This window comes from Exiguobacterium sp. PHA03, assembly GCF_041945985.1.
Taxonomy (GTDB): domain Bacteria; phylum Bacillota; class Bacilli; order Exiguobacteriales; family Exiguobacteriaceae; genus Exiguobacterium_A.
This window is the reverse complement of the sequence record NZ_JAUTYQ010000004.1, coordinates 89,982-106,735: the sequence shown is the minus strand read 5'-3', so window position 1 is coordinate 106,735 and position 16,754 is coordinate 89,982. Positions and strand designations below refer to the sequence as shown.

The 16,754-nt window shown below is 46.5% G+C and carries 15 protein-coding genes; 12 read left to right on the top strand and 3 right to left on the bottom strand.

Annotation, left to right across the window (positions count from 1 at the left end):
* Nucleotides 1-71: 71 nt before the first annotated feature.
* Nucleotides 72-983 (bottom strand): hypothetical protein, encoded by a 912-nt coding sequence (locus Q7C19_RS14330; RefSeq protein ID WP_035412525.1) that lies wholly within the window; start codon nt 981-983, stop codon nt 72-74.
* Between the two features lie 144 nt (nt 984-1,127).
* Between Q7C19_RS14330 and nfsA the strand changes: the two genes are divergently transcribed.
* From nfsA to Q7C19_RS14305, 5 genes are all read left to right on the top strand, one after another.
* Nucleotides 1,128-1,874 carry an oxygen-insensitive NADPH nitroreductase gene (gene nfsA / locus Q7C19_RS14325; RefSeq protein ID WP_214856445.1) on the top strand — a complete coding sequence of 249 codons (747 nt, stop codon included), beginning with the start codon at nt 1,128-1,130 and terminating at the stop codon, nt 1,872-1,874.
* Between the two features lie 15 nt (nt 1,875-1,889).
* Complete coding sequence (locus Q7C19_RS14320) at nt 1,890-3,095, top strand: LCP family protein (RefSeq protein WP_375092363.1); 1,206 nt, start codon at nt 1,890-1,892, stop codon at nt 3,093-3,095.
* A 156-nt stretch (nt 3,096-3,251) separates the two neighbouring features.
* On the top strand, nt 3,252-3,962 hold the full coding sequence (locus tag Q7C19_RS14315; RefSeq protein WP_035412533.1) for an NAD(P)H-binding protein: 711 nt from the start codon (nt 3,252-3,254) through the stop codon (nt 3,960-3,962).
* Between the two features lie 150 nt (nt 3,963-4,112).
* Complete coding sequence (locus Q7C19_RS14310) at nt 4,113-4,649, top strand: TlpA family protein disulfide reductase (protein ID WP_231496927.1); 537 nt, start codon at nt 4,113-4,115, stop codon at nt 4,647-4,649.
* Nucleotides 4,650-4,651: 2 nt separating this feature from the next.
* Complete coding sequence (locus Q7C19_RS14305; RefSeq protein WP_035412539.1) at nt 4,652-5,104, top strand: hypothetical protein; 453 nt, start codon at nt 4,652-4,654, stop codon at nt 5,102-5,104.
* Between the two features lie 90 nt (nt 5,105-5,194).
* Here Q7C19_RS14305 and Q7C19_RS14300 read toward each other — a convergent pair whose 3' ends face one another.
* Both Q7C19_RS14300 and nhaC read right to left on the bottom strand, forming a co-directional pair.
* On the bottom strand, nt 5,195-5,404 hold the full coding sequence (locus tag Q7C19_RS14300; RefSeq protein WP_290754005.1) for a DUF3006 domain-containing protein: 210 nt from the start codon (nt 5,402-5,404) through the stop codon (nt 5,195-5,197).
* A gap of 257 nt (nt 5,405-5,661) precedes the next feature.
* Entirely contained in the window at nt 5,662-7,038 is a 1,377-nt protein-coding gene (gene nhaC, locus Q7C19_RS14295) for a Na+/H+ antiporter NhaC (RefSeq protein ID WP_313491210.1), read from the bottom strand.
* Between the two features lie 507 nt (nt 7,039-7,545).
* On the opposite strand from nhaC, the gene argC reads away from it, so the two are divergent.
* The 7 genes from argC to argF are packed head-to-tail and all read left to right on the top strand — an operon-like array spanning nt 7,546 to nt 16,709.
* Nucleotides 7,546-8,577 (top strand): N-acetyl-gamma-glutamyl-phosphate reductase, encoded by a 1,032-nt coding sequence (argC, locus tag Q7C19_RS14290; RefSeq protein ID WP_375092362.1) that lies wholly within the window; start codon nt 7,546-7,548, stop codon nt 8,575-8,577.
* Between the two features lie 30 nt (nt 8,578-8,607).
* Nucleotides 8,608-9,825: a bifunctional glutamate N-acetyltransferase/amino-acid acetyltransferase ArgJ gene (gene argJ, locus Q7C19_RS14285; protein WP_375092361.1), complete on the top strand. Its 1,218-nt coding sequence runs from the start codon at nt 8,608-8,610 to the stop codon at nt 9,823-9,825.
* Entirely contained in the window at nt 9,822-10,595 is a 774-nt protein-coding gene (argB, locus tag Q7C19_RS14280) for an acetylglutamate kinase (RefSeq protein ID WP_214856452.1), read from the top strand. Before argJ ends, argB begins: the two co-directional genes overlap by 4 nt.
* On the top strand, nt 10,561-11,706 hold the full coding sequence (locus Q7C19_RS14275) for an acetylornithine transaminase (RefSeq protein WP_375092360.1): 1,146 nt from the start codon (nt 10,561-10,563) through the stop codon (nt 11,704-11,706). The genes argB and Q7C19_RS14275 overlap by 35 nt, the downstream gene beginning before the upstream one ends.
* Nucleotides 11,703-12,761 carry a carbamoyl phosphate synthase small subunit gene (locus tag Q7C19_RS14270; RefSeq protein ID WP_375092359.1) on the top strand — a complete coding sequence of 353 codons (1,059 nt, stop codon included), beginning with the start codon at nt 11,703-11,705 and terminating at the stop codon, nt 12,759-12,761. The genes Q7C19_RS14275 and Q7C19_RS14270 overlap by 4 nt, the downstream gene beginning before the upstream one ends.
* Nucleotides 12,751-15,783 carry a carbamoyl-phosphate synthase (glutamine-hydrolyzing) large subunit gene (carB, locus tag Q7C19_RS14265; RefSeq protein ID WP_375092358.1) on the top strand — a complete coding sequence of 1,011 codons (3,033 nt, stop codon included), beginning with the start codon at nt 12,751-12,753 and terminating at the stop codon, nt 15,781-15,783. The genes Q7C19_RS14270 and carB overlap by 11 nt, the downstream gene beginning before the upstream one ends.
* Nucleotides 15,780-16,709 (top strand): ornithine carbamoyltransferase, encoded by a 930-nt coding sequence (argF, locus tag Q7C19_RS14260; protein ID WP_375092357.1) that lies wholly within the window; start codon nt 15,780-15,782, stop codon nt 16,707-16,709. Before carB ends, argF begins: the two co-directional genes overlap by 4 nt.
* Nucleotides 16,710-16,754 lie beyond the last annotated feature (45 nt).

Here is a 16,754-nt window from a genome sequence, read left to right as displayed (position 1 = left end):
CAAAAAAGCAAGTGACGCTGTCCGTCACTTGCTTTTTTGTATAGTATGAGTGGTTAGGAAGAGAAGGATCCTTAAAAATGAATACGTTTTTTACGTCCGACGCGCTCTATACGATCATGCTCTTGTTCTAGTCCAGCGCGCTCGAGGAGGTCGAGATAATAACGAAAAGGAGTCGAACGATGCGAAAAGTAAGGAATATATTCTGTGAACAGCATTGTCTCCGCTCGTTCTAAGGCTCGTAGTGAAATCAGGGCATGCAACTCTGCAAAGCGAATTTCTTGATAAGTGGATAAAGCATCTGCATCGATTCGGACATGTGACTGTAGTTTTTTTGCATGCACGTTCAAGCAATTGATATAGGCTTCTTGGTGTTCTGCTGTCTCACAGTGGGCAAGTACGGCAAGTAAAAGATCACTGCGTTCGGTATCAACGTCCATTGGAACTTTCAAGGCAGTATAGAGCGCGCGTTCCATCCACTCGATGCCATGACTATCATTTTTATAATAACCGACTAATTCTTGAAAAAAATCGACTTGTGAGACTTTTAATAGTCGAAAAGGATCGTTACTTAAAAATAAAGGTTCTTCTCCGGCAGCTGACGAAAGAAGAAAGAAAAACTCCTCAAAGGCAATCTGGGTTCCATTTTTGCGATGTGCATAATGGCGTAAATGCTTCAGCAAACGTTTTGCGGTAATATACCAATTCTTTTGTTCGCGAAGCGGTACGATTGGGTTTGGCTCAAGGTACTGTAAGTCGTATGCCAATTGGATGAACCGATCTGTCTGTGCGATGGTTTGTTCGACGGTCGGTTGTTCCTGTTCTTTTTGCAAATCCTTATACTTCACGAACTGTGTCAACATGGCGTCAAACTCTTTCTCTTCGATGACTTGTCTCGGAAGTTGACGATAGATTTCGACGATGATATCGCGAAGGGTCGTATCGCCATACTGTTCCAATAAAAGACGTAGTTTCCGTATTCTCATGATCGACCTCCTTCGCCAAAAAAGCACAGTACAACACTATTCATTTCCCGCTTTTTTCATAAACCGAACCTCTTCATTTGCGCTTTTTAGTCAGAGACGACTATCTTAAATAAGAAGACTCATTACAGAAGGGGACAATTACTCATGAATGAAACCATTCAACATTTACTCAACCACCGGTCAATCCGGAAATTCAAACAACATCAATTAGACGAAAAGACAATCGAGACACTTGTTAAAGCAGCGCAGGCTGCATCGACATCTTCTTATCAGCAAGCCTATGCGATTATCGGTGTCGAAGATGAAGAATTGAAACGACAACTAGTCGACGTTGCAAGTGGTCAACAATACGTGGCAGAAAATAGTTATTTCTTTGTATTTTGTATGGATTACCACAAACACATGTTAGCAGCAGAACTAGCAGGGGGGGATGTAAGTCGGACGATCGAGACGACAGAAGCACTTGTTGTGGGGGCTGTTGATGCGGGACTCGCTGCTCAAAATTTAGTCGTAGCTGCCGAGTCGCTCGGATATGGAACAGTCTATATCGGTTCACTGCGTAATGATGCCCGTCGTGTCAGCGAGCTCTTACAACTTCCTGATCACGTCGTACCATTATTCGGAGTCGCAGTTGGTCTTCCGGATCAGCAACCTGGTAAAAAACCCCGCCTTCCGATGGATGCAGTCTTCCACCGGAATACGTATACTGATGACGATACGATGCGTGACTTACTGGCACAATACGAAGAGTCGACGTCATCGTATTACGGAGAACGGACCGGTGGTCAACGGACAGAAGGGTGGGTCAAACAGATGGCTGCCTCGATGCACGAACCGAAACGGACGTATCTCCGCGAATTCTTGAAAGAGAAACAAATCGCAAAAGATTGATACGGAGGTATCTGAATGGCAGAACATCAACCACAGCGCTCCCGCTTGGAGCGACGACGCTTAGAACTAGAAGAGCAAGCAAAAGAAGAGGCATTTTCGTCGGAAGAGTCGATTGCTCATGAACCACTTAAGGGACAGCAGGGAACAGAAACGTACCATCGATATGTTGAAGAGCAACGACGGGACCCAAAAAGTACATCGCGTCGTTCTAAAAACAGCATACTGAAACAGGTCGTACAGATGATCGGGAGCGCAGGCTCGCGATTGTTTTCTAATCAAGAACGCTCGAGACGTTCGAGAAAGACTGGGCGATCAGAGCAATCCGTGCAAAAAAAACCTGACGTATCTTCAAAAGAAGCCTATCCTAAAAAAATCAAGAAAAAACGTCGTTTTAAACGAAAGCTTCTTGGATTGTTTTTGCTGTTGCTCATCGCATTCGTTCTTTTTGCCTCACAACCCTTCACGTTTTTGTTGATCGGTAGTGACGCACGACCTGGAGAATCGTTACGCGGGTCACGTTCAGACTCCCTGTCGGTTATGCAATTCATTCCACTTTCTCGAACGATTCAGTTGACATCGATTCCTCGGGACACGTATACACCGATTTCCTGTGAGAATGGAAAGAAAGATAAAATCACACATGCTTTTGCCTTCGGTGGAGAAGAATGTACACAAGATGCCGTTTCTGGTCTACTCGATGAAGACATCGATGGAAAGATCGTCATCTCCTTCGATAGTTTCATCGGATTAGTTGATCAAATCGGCGGAATCGATCTTGTATCGACAGGAACGTTCTCCGAGCAGGATGCGAGTGGGAAAGCAAATCAGTATTCATTCCAGAAAGGAAAGGAATACCATATGGATGGTGCAATGGCACTTGCCTATTCGAGACACCGTAAAACGGACAATGACGGGGCACGCGCCAATCGTCAGTCGGAAGTCATCCAAGCCGTCGCGACGGACTTGTTGAAGCCAACTGGATGGTCGAAAATTCCGGCAGCGCACACGTATATGAAAGAAGAGATGAACCTCGATTTAAGTGTTCGTGAGATGGCAACAGCAGGTTTATCGATCGCCTTGATGTCAGAACGGAAACACTATGAAATTGAAGCCGTCAGTCAGCGATTGAATGGTATTTTCTATGACTTACCGAATGAGAAGGCACTGCAAGAACTACGTGATCGTCTCGATACGACGTTTTATGGTACCTTGAAGAACTAAAGGGGAGGGGTTTCCTTCCGGTCATTGCGGGTATAAATTGATGTACGTTGCTCCTTTGGTGGATCGTGTTAGGTCATCTCCGAAAGTAACGATTTTTGGACATGACATCATGACATTCCACGAAGGTGACTAACTTATCGAGGAGGGACCCCCCATATGAAAGTACTAGTTGTAGGTGCATCCGGTACGATTGGAGCGCGCGTCGTCAAATCGCTTGCCAAGGGTCATCAGGTCACGGTCATCGTTCGTCACGAACATCTGGTGGAACGATTCGAAAAACTCGGTGTCAAGGCACATTACGTCGATATTGAAACAGAACTCGAAAAAGTCATTGAACATGGAGTCGCAGGACAGGATGCAGTCATTTGTGCGGCGACCGCAGGAGTAGACGGCGAAGCAACGGAAATTGAACTGCTGGATCGGACAGTTGCCTTAAAAACGATCGATGCAGCTAAAAAAGCGCGTGTACGTCATTTCGTACTATTAAGTGCGTACGGTGCTGATCGACCTGAGCAATTTAAAAAGGATGTCTATCCGTTCTATGCTGCTAAGAATGCGGCTGAAGAGCAGATTGAACATAGCGGTTTGACGTATACGATTATTTGTCCCGTTGCCATCACGACTGGTGAAGGGCGCGGTTTGATTGAGGCAGATGAAGATTTGAAAGATACAAAGGATGCAACGATTTCGGAAACAGATGTCGCATCGATTCTCGTTGCTTCCGTTGATAATCGGTCAGTATTCAATCGACGTCTAGAAGTCAAGGAAGGGAAGACATCCTTGAATGAGGCCTTAGGCGGAACCGAGGCAGTCGGTAGCGTCAAAGATAACCGTCAAGTCAAAAAACAATTACCACGTTTTAACTAATCATTTAAAGAGCGTATCTAAATAAAATGAGGCGAACTCTTTTCTGTTTACAAAACAGAAGAGTTCGCTTTTTTGTTGATAAAAGAAGACGGTCGAAAAGAGGAAGTCTGCTACACTTAACGAAGAAGGAGGGGATTAGATGTGAAAAAAATGTTGATCTATCTGATCCTAGCGATCGCTATCATCGGCATTGCCTATCAAGGTTATCAAACATACGATGCGAAGCAAAAGAAAGTAGAACAACAACAAAAACAAGCATCGCAAGGTGGTCTAGAGGTAGGGATGAAAGCCCCGAATCTATCCTTGCGTCAAGAAGGAAAAACAATCGATCTAGACGAAATTAATCATGATGTCTTTGTTATTAATTTTTGGGCGACGTGGTGTCCACCTTGCAAACAAGAAATTCCAGAACTAAATGCCTTTGCACGACATACGAATATACCTGTTTATGGCATCAACGTCACGACATCGGAGCGGCGTGTTTCAGATGTTGCCGATTTTCTGAAGCAGACACCTGTTGAATATTCCGTGTTGTATGATCGAACAGGAAATTCAGAAGACGCCTATCGTCTCGTAGCAATGCCCGCAACCTACGTATTAGATCGTAAAGGAACGATTCTTGCAAAACATGTCGGTCCTGTGACGGAACAGATGTTAAAAGAGATGGTGAAACGAACAGGAGGATGACAATGGAACTCCTATGCGACAACTGCTCCTTTCAACAAACATTTCAACTCGGTCAACTAGATGGGTGGCCGACGTTTCCTGCTGTCTTGACGCAAGGAGTTGAAGCGTTCATGACAGGTCTGCCGCTTTGGTTCGTACCGTCGATGCATGAACCGGTCTTACAGCGGACGTATGTGGACGACTGGAATCGTTTTCGTTTAATCCAATACTATCAGCTACATCAAGCAGAAGTAGCGGATGATTGGGTACCGTACCAATTAGACTTATATCATTGTCCAACATGTCACCAGTTTTCAAATCGATTTTGGTGTGCTTTATTTTTGCAATTGGATGTCGTACAGCCACAGTATGTGTGTCCAAACGATCAAACAATATTAGAACGAATCGAAATATCTGATGTCCATCAGTACCCTTGTCCGTCGTGTAGTCACCATTCCCTATATGTTCGTCGTTAAAGCGAAAAAGCCATTCGTTTCATGAAGGACTGATGAGAGAAATTTTTCTCTATAGTCGATGCATGATGCCGAATGGCTTTTTATCGATCATCAGCCCATTTGCCGAAACGAAAACGTTTGAAAGGAAGAGGGTGATGAATTGCTGACATCTATCGTATAAGTCGTACCGTCAAAAATAATTGTATCGCCTAATCTTGCTTCAGGTGGTAAATAACGTCGTGGAATGAAGCTTGAACCATTTTCCCACAGTAGAACGGCATATTTACCATCAAGTCGCTCCAGCGTACCACGTTTGATCATATTAACTCCTCCCACAATTACATCGAAGTCGTTCCTCGATCGAACAGGAACGTACTCTTTCTCTATCATTCTCTGTAATTTTTATTCTTATGTTTGGTATATTCCCAGTTCGTTTCATCTTTACACATAATTCTTTAAAAAAACGTGATTCCAAGCCGTTTTCGTCGTAATTCGGACGTAATTAACTGGAAATAAAAGCGATAGTGGCAGAAAAAAAGATCCGATATGTCATATCGGACCTTTAATATGAAATAGACTTAAGAAGCGAGGGACTGTTTCGTTTCGACTTTAGTCGGACGAAGAAAAGCAAGTAAGAACGTAAACAATGGTGAAAGAAGTAAAAAGAATGCGAACGGGATGTATTCCGTTACCGGAACACCTAGTGTTGAAGCGAAGAATGCTCCGGAAACTCCCCACGGAATGAGTGGATTGACGAGTGTTCCTCCATCCTCTAGTGAACGAGAAAGGAAACGTGGATCAATCTGACGTTCTTCAAAAACCCGTTTAAATGCTTGTCCTGGCAATAAAATCGACAAGTACTGTTCTCCAGCCATCACGTTGACACCGATGGAAGATAAGGCAACAGCAGAGATGATACTTCCATCGCGTTTGAGTCGTGAAACGGTCCGTTCAATGATGACATCGATGACACCGATGCCGCGTAAAACACCACCGAAAGCGAGTGCGAGCATGACGAGGGAAACGGACCACATCATTGATTGCAAGCCACCCTTACTGATGATTGCTGCGACGGTTTTACTAGAAGATTCTAGTTTTAAACCGTTTTGAATGACGGCCATCCAATTTGAAACGTCCCAATTTCCTTGAACGAGACCTGTTAACAATAGACCACTTAAGACACCAGCTACAAGTGTCGGGATGACCGGCATCTTACGCAATGCTAGAACCATGACAAGTAAAGGAGAAAGTAGCGTCCATGGTGATAGATGGAACAAGCGGGCTAATTCCTCTTGTGTCGTTTGAACAGCAGATGAATCGACCGTGCCACTACTACGTCCAAAGATGAAGAATAAGATGAACGTAATCGTGATAGCAGGAATCGTCGTTCCCATCATGAAACGAATATGATCAAATACGGTAACGTTGACGATTCCCGGTGCAAAGTTCGTCGTATCTGACAAAGGTGACATCTTATCTCCGAAACACGCACCACTGATGATCGCTCCTGCTGCAAGTGCCGGATTGACGCCTAATGCAATCGCGATTCCCATTAAGGCAACACCGACTGTACCGATTGTTGTAAACGAACTACCCGTAAAGGTCGAAACGACCATCGCGATCAGAAGCGCACTTGGAGCGAACCAAGTCGCCGAAAGTGTAGATAAACCAAAATGAAGAAGGGTCGGCACTGCGCCACTCATCATCCAGACCGCAATCGTCATACCGACGAGTAACATGATTAAGATTGGTTTAATTGCTTCCCGAATACCTTGAATCATATGGTGTTCGACGTCATCGAATTTGAAACCGCGGTAAACGGCATATCCTGAGACGAAAATAAGACTGGACAAGATGGCAAGATGCGGTTCGGCTTTGGCACCGAATAACGCGGACAATAAGATGATGATGCTGATTCCTAGGATAGCTGCGGATTCACGGAATGACATGCGCATGCTTCCACCTCCTTAAAAGAATATGGATAGATGATAGTCCTCTATCGCTAACACGCTTTTATGCATGAAAGCAATGAACAAACGTAATCTTAACGAATAATAACATTGGCGTCAACTATAAGAGATTCGCCAATGAATTAGAAAAGAGCATAAATGTGACGATTTTTTGTCGTAAACGCTTTCTTTTTTTCTTTAAATCTTGCACAATAGGAAGTATCAGATGACATTTTTGTGAACGATGAGGAGGGTACATATGTTTACAATGATTTTTGTGGTAGTCGTTGCGATCATGGGTGCAGGCGTATTTGGGATCGATCATCTCGTAGCACAACGTGCTGAAAAGCGTTAAATGAGTGGATATAAAAGAAGTGTTGAAGGGGCTGTCTTATAGAAGACAATCACTTCAACGCTTCTTTTTTGCATAAAAACTAATAAAAATTCAATTGACAGTATAAATATACATATGTTTAAATCGGTATAACATTCTTTGAAGGGGAGCGTACAGTTATGAAATGTACCATCATCGGAGTAACAGGATACACCGGAATTGAACTATTAAGGCTATTAGAAGCACATCCTTCATTTGAGATCGTTTGTTTGATGAGTGATTCGATGGCAGGACAATCGATGAATGAGTTATTCCCATTCATGAATAAAAAAACGTATTCATTATTATCTTCCTTTTCCGAAGAACATTTAACGGAAACAGAGACAGACATAGTGTTCTTAGCGACACCGAGTGGAGTCTCGAAACAATACTTAGAACAACTTCAAAATTGGTCCGGTTACGTTATCGATTTAAGTGGTGATTTACGACTACCGTCTGAATCGTATGAAGCTTGGTATGATAAGGAACCAATTGATGCCCAGTTACAACAAAAAGCGACGTATGGTTTACCGGAATGGAATCGTCAAGCAATCAAAACGAGCAGATGGATTGCGAATCCCGGTTGTTATGCGACAGCGGTCCTTCTTGGACTAGCACCATTCGTAAAAGAGAAAAAAATCGATCCCTCTCAAATCATCATCCAAGCATCTTCTGGTCTAACGGGAGCAGGAAAGACGTTGACAACACAGACTCATCATGTCCATTCCAGTGAAAACGTTCGTTTATATAAAGTAAATCAACACCAACATATTCCAGAAATTGAACAGGCACTTTTGGAATGGACCGGTTCATCGTATCCGATCACGTTCTCGACGCAATTATTACCGATCAATCGAGGCATCATGGCGATCATGACGGTCCAGCCGTTCCTTGATCAATCAGAAGCAGAATGGCGATCCTGGTTGACGGAACAGTATGCAACGGAACCGTTTATACGTGTACAACACAGCGATCCGGAGATTAAGTCCGTCGTGGGTAGCAACCACTGTGATTTGACGGTCTATAAGGATGAACGGACAGGACGCGTTACCATCGTTTCGGTCATCGATAATATGCAAAAAGGTGCTGCCGGACAGGCCGTTCAAAATGCCAACATTCTAGCAGGATTTGATGAAATGTCTGGTTTGACCCAACAACCGATCTTTATTTAAACACTTGGAGACGAAAGAGGAGGAACGCCTGTGTGGCAAGTACAAGTAGAGACCCCATTGACGATCACGACACCGAAGGGATTTCAAGCATCAGGGGTACACGTGGGGCTAAAGCGAAAGCGAAAGGATCTTGGTTTGATTTGGTGTGAGGAAGGAGCAAGTGCCGCAGCTGTCTATACGACGAATCAGGTGCAAGCAGCACCGATTACTGTGACGAAGCAAGCGATTCAGGCGTCACAAGGACGCATTCATGCCGTCCTCGTCAACAGCGGGAACGCGAATGCCTGCACGGGAGAACTTGGTCTATCACATGCGTATACATCACAACAAGCGTTAGCGACACATTTCGGGATCGCTCCTGAACAAGTTGTCATCGCTTCGACTGGGATCATCGGTCAACCGTTAGCCATTGATACGTTACTGGCAGGTATTCCACAGCTGATGCCTACAAATGACAAGGATGCCGCGAGTGATTTCGCCCATGCGATCCTGACGACCGATACCGGTACGAAATCAGCTGGTCAACAATACATGCAAGGGGATGTCCAAATTTCAGTATGTGGTGTAGCGAAAGGGTCAGGGATGATTCATCCGAACATGGCGACGATGCTTGGGTTCTTGACGACCGATGCAACGATTGAACCGGATGTCTTACAGACACTATTGCGCCGGACGATTCATCGGACGTTTAACTGCATTACCGTAGATGGAGACAGTTCGACAAATGACATGGTCATGATTTTAGCGAGTGGAGCTGCAGGGGGAGCGCCGATCGTTGAAGGTACGGACGAAGAATTGGCCTTCGAACAGGCCATCGAAACGGTTTGTCAAGATTTAGCGAAACAAATTGCGCGGGACGGGGAAGGTGCGACGAAGTTAATCGAAGTGACGGTAAAGGGAACACAAACCGATGAAGTAGCGCGGATGGTCGCTAAACAAGTCGTCGGATCGTCTCTCGTCAAAACAGCAATCTTTGGGGAAGATGCGAACTGGGGACGAATCATCGCTGCTGTCGGAAGTATCAAGGAGCCGCTTGATGTATCAAACGTTGATATTAAAATTGGTTCGCAGTGGGTGTTACAACAGAGCATGCCTATTTTATTTGATGAAACAATCGCATCGCAGGACCTCGCGCAACAAGACGTCCGAATTCATATCGATTTGCATGATGGAGTAGGACAAGGACACGCCTATGGTTGTGACCTGACGTACGATTACGTCAAAATCAATGCGAGTTACCGGACATGACGAAACGGAAAGTCATAAAACTGGGTGGTAGTGTATGGGAGCAATTGGATGCGCGGTATTTCGAGGAATGGAAAGCGTGGGTCGAAACCGGTAACGAACTATTGATCGTCCATGGGGGTGGCCCACTTCTATCGAGTTACTGTGAACAAGAGGGAATCAAACCCGTGTTTCGAGATGGTGTCCGTGTGACGACGGATGGTGTGTTACTCGGGGCGCGACGGATCTTAGCAGGGGAAGTCCAATCCGGGATCGTCCAGCAATTGAATCAGGCAGGAATTCCTGCCGTCGGGATGAGCGGGTTAGACGGCGCAAGCGTCCATGGTAAAAAAGTCAAAGGACTCGGGGCAGTCGGTCAGATCACGCACATTCATCCGCGATTGTTCACGGTGTTGAGTACGAATGGTTATGTGCCGGTCGTCACATCCCTTGTCACAGGGGAGCAAGGTGTATTGAACAGTAACGGGGACGCGTGTGCGATTGCTGTCGCGAAGGCTTGGTCCGTCGACCGATTTGAATTGTTGACGGATGTTGAGGGTGTAAAAGTAAACGGTGACTATCAATCAGAAATCACGTCTGCAGCTATCGAAGCTGCGATCGCGTCGGGAGAAATTTACGGGGGAATGATTCCGAAGGTCGAAGCGATGATGCAGGCCACTCAGCATGGTATTTCAGAGGTCGTCATTCGATCGGGAAAAAATGCGTTAGCTGCAGGGACACGAATCAAGGAGGAATTACATGAGTGCACTACTACCCACTTATCAACGTACTGATGTGGAATTGGTCAAAGGACAAGGATCGATCGTAGAAGATGCGACAGGAAAGACGTATCTTGATTTCATCATGGGAATCGCTGTATGCAACACAGGGCACCGTCATCCTTATGTTCAGCAACGGCTAGAGGAACAGTTGAACCGAATTTGGCATACGTCGAATCTGTTTCAAATCGCGGCACAAGAGCGGGTCGCCGAGCGACTGACGGAAGACAGTCATCTCAGTCATGCTTTCTTTTGTAACAGTGGTGCTGAAGCAAACGAGGCGGCGTACAAACTCGTTCGAAAATGGACAGGGAAAACAGAAGTTGTCACGTTTAAACAATCTTTCCATGGTCGGACATTTGCGATGATGGGCGCAACAGGACAGGAAAAAATCAAAGCGGGATACGGGGAGATGGTGAATGGATTCAAACATCTACCGTTTAACGAGATGGAAAGCCTATCAGCAATTACGGATCAAACTGCTGCTGTATGGCTCGAAATCATTCAAGGAGAGGGTGGGGTCGTCGTCGCTGACAATGCGTGGCTAGAAGCGTTGATGAAGAAGGCGCAGCAATACGATGTCAAAATCATCGTCGATGAAGTGCAAACCGGAATTGGTCGGACGGGTTCACGTTTTGCATTTGAGCAGACACCACTCGTACCGGATATCATCACCCTTGCGAAAGGACTTGGAAGTGGACTCGCGGTTGGTGCGCTACTCGCAACGGAAGAGGCAGCAGAAGTATTCACGCCCGGATCGCATGGTTCGACATTTGGTGGAAATCCACTCGCGATGACAGCTGCAGAAGCAACACTTGACCTCTTGTTAAGTGACACTGTCATGGCAGACATTCAAGAAAAAGGTGAATATTTACGTCAACAATTAGAGAAAAAATTACCCAAGTCGATCGTGAGTTCTATTCGTGGACGTGGCTTGATGATTGGTATTGAATGTACGATGCCTGTTGCACCGCTGATTGACGCCTTACGTGAGAATGGTCTTCTTGTCGTTTCGGCTGGTCCTCATGTCATTCGCTTGTTGCCATCGTTGTTCGTGACGGAACAAGAGCTCACGCAAGCCATCGAAAAAATACAACTCGTTTGTCAACAGGAGGTCATCGTATGAAACAATCCGGAAAACTAACGCTTGCGAACGGAACGACGTTTACCGGTTCGTGGCAAGGAACAGTTCCAGTCAAAGGAGAAGTCGTCTTTTTTACTGGGATGACAGGATATCAGGAAGTCTTAACGGATCCATCTTATCAGGGGCAAATTCTTGTCTTCACATATCCGTTGATCGGTCAATACGGTATTCAAGCGGAGGCGTCAGAAAGCAACCAGATTCAAGTCGCTGGTGTCATCGTTCAAACTTTGGCTGAGGATGGGCAAGGAACATCACTCGCAAGCTGGCTAGGCGAAGCGAATATTCCGATTTTGTCGGGAGTAGATACGCGTTCCCTTGTACATCTATTACGGACAGAGGGCGACCAATTTGGAGACATGATGCAGGAGAATATGACAGTACCGGAGTCAGTAGACGCAGCATACATCGCTTCTGTGTCGACGACTTCAAACGTTGAATACGTTCCAGAAGTCGAAGAGGGTCATGTCGTCTGTATCGATTACGGTGTGAAACAATCGATGATCGATGCTTTGCTTGAACGGCATATGCGTGTGACGGTCGTGCCATACGATACGACACCGGAACGGATTCAAGCACTGGCACCAGACGGTCTGCTGTTTTCCAATGGACCTGGTGATCCGACGCAATTAGATCCATTCCTTTCAGAAATCCGTGAACTGTCGACGAGCTATCCGACACTTGGTATTTGTATGGGACACCAAGTTCTCGCTCATGCGTTCGGTTGTACCTTATTAAAACAACATCATGGACACCGAGGAGCGAATCATCCTGTACGTCATCTAGCATCCGGACAAGTATTCATGACGTCTCAGAATCATGGTTATGCCGTTGATGTTAAAAGCATCGAAGCGTCTGAGATGGAACTTGCGTATGAACACATCAATGATGGATCCGTTGAAGGATTGATTCATCCGGCTCTACCGATCATGACAGTCCAGTTTCACCCAGAAGCGAGTCCAGGACCGACAGAGGCGATGGTCGTCTTCGATCAATTCGTAAATACCGTATTACATCAGGAGGTAGCATATGTGGGATAAACAGAAAGTACTCGTCATCGGTTCGGGTCCGATCGTCATCGGACAAGCAGCAGAATTTGATTATTCCGGCACACAAGCCTGTCAGGCGCTTCGAGAAGCGGGATGCGAGGTCATCTTAATGAATTCGAATCCGGCTACTATCATGACGGATCCGAGCACGGCAGATCATGTCTACATTGAGGCGATGACTCTTGAAAAAGCAACAGCTATCATCAAACAAGATCGACCGTCCCATCTCCTAGCGACGGTCGGCGGACAAACGGCACTCAATCTTGCAATGTCACTCGAAGAAGCAGGAGTACTTGAGCAATACGGTGTCGAACTCCTAGGGACATCGCTTGAGACGATCCGAGACGGAGAAGATCGCGAACGATTCAAGCAAAAGATGATCGAGCTCGCGCAACCGCTCCCGGAAAGTCAAACGATCGAATCGTTAGCAGAGCTTGAAGAATTCATGGCAGTACATGGTGTCCCACTCGTCATCCGACCAGCCTTTACGCTCGGGGGAACGGGCGGTGGAATTGCGCTGACAAAGGACGAAGCACGTCTGCTAGCGCAAAACGGCTTACAAGCAAGTCCGATTTCACAGTGTTTGGTTGAAGTGAGTATTGCTGGTTATAAAGAAGTCGAATATGAAGTCATGCGTGACAGTGCAGATACGACGATCATCGTCTGTAACATGGAAAACATTGATCCCGTCGGTGTCCATACCGGAGACTCTGTCGTCTTTGCACCGATTCAATCGATTTCGGATCGAATGAATCAGCAATTGCGGACGGAAGCGCGTAAAATCGTGTCGCACCTCGGTGTCATCGGTGGATGCAACATCCAGTTTGCGATCCACCCGACGGAAGAACGCTACTTCGTCATTGAAGTCAATCCGCGTGTCAGTCGCTCTTCAGCACTTGCTTCCAAAGCGACGGGGTACCCGATTGCGAAATTAGCGACGCGTCTTGCACTCGGTGAGCGACTCGACGACTGTATCAATCCTGTCACGAAGGAGACGATGGCGAGCTTCGAACCGACGATGGATTATATCACGGCAAAAGTGCCTTGTTTCCCGTTCGATCTATTTACTGACAGTAACCGGACACTTGGTACACAAATGAAGGCGACCGGTGAAAGTATGGCGATGGGGAAGACGTTGGAAGAAGCGTTACAAAAGGCGTGGCGTGGTGCAGGAGTCGAGCAATCGCCTCTTTATCCGACATGGATGAAAACAGCGGAGGCTGGCGTATTGTGGAAAGAAATAAAAGTGCCGACGGACCGTCGTCTGCTCGCGATGTTAGCACTACTAGATCGTCAGGAAACGACCGTCGAAGAACTCGTCGAGCAGACGAAAGTACAAGCTTTATTCGTCAAAATACTCCAGCGCCTCGTCGATCAACAACAAAAAATTGATTTATCGAATGAAAGTTCTTTAAAACAGACAAAAATGATGGGCTTCACGGACGAACAAATTGCCTTTCTGACGGGTGTCGGTGCTGTAGACATCGAGCACTTACGTAAAGAGAAAGGCATCCTTCCTGTCTATCATATGATTGATACATGTGCAGGAGAGTTCAAGAGTGCAACTCCTTACTTCTACGGAAACTGGAGTGGTCAAACGGAAGTCACTGCATCGACGAAAAAGAAAGTCGCTGTCATCGGTGCGGGACCCATTCGGATCGGTCAAGGAATCGAATTTGATTATTGTTCCGTTCACGCGGTACGTGCACTACAAGCATCCGGTTATGAAACGATCATGATCAACAATAATCCGGAGACCGTCTCGACCGACTTCGAAGTCGCAGATCGCCTGTATGTCGAGCCGTTGACACTCGAAGACGTCATGCATGTGCTAGAAGCAGAGGATTGCGAAGACGTTTTAGTCCAGTTCGGAGGACAAACAGGGATTGCGCTGGCGTCTGGTTTGGAGAAAGCCGGTTATCATCTTCTCGGAACGACGGCAGCTGTCATCGATCAAATGGAAGACCGTGAGCGGTTCTATCAATTTTTAGATGACATTGGTATCGATCGTATTCCGGGACAAGAAGTGGCGACGCACGAACAAATGATAGAAGTCGCAACAACGATCGGTTACCCGGTCATGATTCGTCCTTCCTATGTCATCGGAGGTAAGGGGATGCATATCATCCACGATCAAGAGCAATTAGAGACGATCGTTTCCGAATTAGCATTCCCTGTCCTCGTGGATGCCTACCTCCAAGGAAAGGAAATCGAAGTCGATTGCATTACGGATGGAACAACGACGTACGTTCCGATTTTGATGGAGCAATTGGAACGGGCAGGAGTTCACTCTGGAGATTCGACGATGATTCTACCACCTGTATCGCTCAGCGCTACCGTTCAGAGCGAAGTAGAACGAATTGCACAGATGATCGGGCAACGGATGGATTATAAAGGAGCGTACAATATCCAATTCGTCTTGCATGACGATCAGGTCTACGTGCTAGAAATCAATCCGCGTGCCTCCCGCACGTTACCGATCGTCGCCAAAGTAACGGGTCAACCAATCTTGCAGAGGGCAGTCCAAGCTGCTGTCGGTCAAGCGGTCGCACTACCAACAGAACAGACGAAACTTAATTTCCATGCCGTCAAGACCCCTGTTTTTTCAACGCTGAAACTACAAGGAGTCGATCCGAAAACAGGCCCTGTCATGCGTTCGACAGGTGAAACGTTGCAATGGACGACAGACGGACTGGCACTGGAGCGTTTCATTTTCGACGAGACGACGAAACGACATTTGACCGCAAGAGACATCATCGTTGCTGGAGCAGATACCGAGGCATTCGGAATAGGTGTAGCGTTAGATGAAACGATCGACTGGGCACAATGTGCGATTTTCTATTCACACGTGACAGAAGAAAAAACCAGTCGCGAAGCAGCGCTTGCTGCCGGAGTACAAGTTCTGACAGAACCTGAACTAGCACAGTATCATCTACAAGCGGTAGAAAAGTCCTCTTATGCTGTTAAGCCACTTCATACATGGACAGAGCCGATCAAGGAGGAAGTAAAATGAAGACGATGCAACAACTGCAACATTTCTTGACGATGGCGGAACTGACGCCGGAAGCATTGACGGAGCTATTGGCACTCGCGAAAGATATCAAGCATCAACCAAGCGTTTACCAAAACGTATTAAGCCATAAAAAAGTTGCCTTATTGTTTGAAAAGGCATCGACGCGGACACGCCTATCATTTGAAGTGGGTGTTGTCGAACTCGGCGGGCATCCAATCGTACTGAGTGGAGCAGATATGCAAATCGGTCGGGGGGAGCCGCTTTCTGATACGATTCAAGTCATGAGCCGTTACGTCGATGCCCTCATGATCCGGACGTTCGGTCATGAGATCGTCGATACACTTGCGGCACATGGCACGATTCCAATCATTAACGGACTGACGGATTTGCATCATCCGTGCCAAGTCCTTGCTGACTTGCTGACGATCGAAGAGACATTCGGAACCCGGGCTGGAAAGATTTTGACATATATCGGGGACGGGAACAATATGGCGCATTCGCTAATGATTGGTGGAGCGCTCAGTGGAATGGAAGTCCGAATTTGTGCGCCAGCAGCCTATGCTCCTGATCCACAAGTCGTTCATGAGGCACAAGCCATCGCGAAAGAAACCGGTGGAAATATCATCGTCATGACGGACCCTAAGGAAGCAGCGAGTGGTGCGGATGTCGTGTATACGGATGTCTTCGCAAGCATGGGTCAAGAGGAAGAAGCGACGATGCGTCTGCAAGCATTTGAAGGATATCAGGTCAATGACGATATCATGAATCAAGCGAATGATGATGCCATTTTCTTGCACTGCCTGCCGGCACACCGTGGGGAGGAAGTCACGGCAGAGGTCATCGATGGCAAGCAATCTGTCATCTTCGATCAAGCCGAGAATCGTCTCCATGCACAAAAAGCGTTACTCGTCACATTACTTGGATAATCATAAAAGACTCGGTCGCCGATTTAGCGACCGAGTCTTTTGGTT

What these genes read in the sequence shown, in the direction of transcription:
- Q7C19_RS14310 (WP_231496927.1), top strand. Translation starts at nt 4,113, where the DNA reads ATGTTGATCTATCTGATCCTAGCGATCGCTATCATCGGCATTGCCTAT.
- carB (WP_375092358.1), top strand. Translation starts at nt 12,751, where the DNA reads ATGTGGGATAAACAGAAAGTACTCGTCATCGGTTCGGGTCCGATCGTC.
- argF (WP_375092357.1), top strand. Translation starts at nt 15,780, where the DNA reads ATGAAGACGATGCAACAACTGCAACATTTCTTGACGATGGCGGAACTG.
- argC (WP_375092362.1), top strand. Translation starts at nt 7,546, where the DNA reads ATGAAATGTACCATCATCGGAGTAACAGGATACACCGGAATTGAACTA.
- Q7C19_RS14330 (WP_035412525.1), bottom strand. Translation starts at nt 983, where the DNA reads ATGAGAATACGGAAACTACGTCTTTTATTGGAACAGTATGGCGATACG.
- nhaC (WP_313491210.1), bottom strand. Translation starts at nt 7,038, where the DNA reads ATGCGCATGTCATTCCGTGAATCCGCAGCTATCCTAGGAATCAGCATC.
- Q7C19_RS14275 (WP_375092360.1), top strand. Translation starts at nt 10,561, where the DNA reads ATGAGTGCACTACTACCCACTTATCAACGTACTGATGTGGAATTGGTC.
- nfsA (WP_214856445.1), top strand. Translation starts at nt 1,128, where the DNA reads ATGAATGAAACCATTCAACATTTACTCAACCACCGGTCAATCCGGAAA.
- Q7C19_RS14300 (WP_290754005.1), bottom strand. Translation starts at nt 5,404, where the DNA reads ATGATCAAACGTGGTACGCTGGAGCGACTTGATGGTAAATATGCCGTT.
- argB (WP_214856452.1), top strand. Translation starts at nt 9,822, where the DNA reads ATGACGAAACGGAAAGTCATAAAACTGGGTGGTAGTGTATGGGAGCAA.
- Q7C19_RS14315 (WP_035412533.1), top strand. Translation starts at nt 3,252, where the DNA reads ATGAAAGTACTAGTTGTAGGTGCATCCGGTACGATTGGAGCGCGCGTC.
- Q7C19_RS14320 (WP_375092363.1), top strand. Translation starts at nt 1,890, where the DNA reads ATGGCAGAACATCAACCACAGCGCTCCCGCTTGGAGCGACGACGCTTA.
- Q7C19_RS14270 (WP_375092359.1), top strand. Translation starts at nt 11,703, where the DNA reads ATGAAACAATCCGGAAAACTAACGCTTGCGAACGGAACGACGTTTACC.
- Q7C19_RS14305 (WP_035412539.1), top strand. Translation starts at nt 4,652, where the DNA reads ATGGAACTCCTATGCGACAACTGCTCCTTTCAACAAACATTTCAACTC.